This is a genomic window from Streptomyces aurantiacus JA 4570 (assembly GCF_000414115.1).
In the GTDB taxonomy this organism is placed as follows: Bacteria; Actinomycetota; Actinomycetes; order Streptomycetales; family Streptomycetaceae; genus Streptomyces; species Streptomyces aurantiacus_A.
Window position 1 is genome coordinate 1 of sequence record NZ_AOPZ01000033.1, and the last position, 432, is coordinate 432.

Annotated in this window: 1 protein-coding gene; it reads left to right on the forward strand. The window is 69.0% G+C overall.

What is annotated here, in order from left to right; translation table 11 throughout:
• The first annotated feature begins 98 nt into the window (after positions 1-98).
• Positions 99-284: a hypothetical protein gene (locus STRAU_RS04670; protein WP_016639087.1), complete on the forward strand. Its 186-nt coding sequence runs from the start codon at positions 99-101 to the stop codon at positions 282-284.
• Positions 285-432: the final 148 nt, after the last annotated feature.

Below are 432 nucleotides of genomic sequence, written 5' to 3' on the forward strand. Positions count from 1 at the left end.
CCAGCCCCCAGCCCGCAGCCCGCAGCCCGCAGCCCGCGCCCGCAGCCCGCAGCCCGCTCATCCCGAAGCGGGACATGTCGCCGGGTCGCGTTTCCAAGATGGTCAACTCCATGATGGGGGCACGCCTGTTGGCCGCAGTCACCCCCACCGTCGCCGGGTTGGCGGTCGGACTCGCCGCGCAGTCCGATCCGTCCGTCCTCGTCGGTTCGGGCGCGTCCGTGGTGATGCTTTCCCACTGGTGGCCCGGTCGGCAGTTCGAAGGTCGGGTTCTGCGCCCGCTCTGACAGACGTCGCTGATATACGAAGCTCCGGGGGGACAGAGACCTGGCAAGGTCTCTGTCCCCCCGGAGCTTCGTCGCGTCGGAAGCACTGGAAAGCAGTCGGGATCGGCATGCAGTTCGCCGCCGGTTACGGGCTCGAAGACCGCCTCTT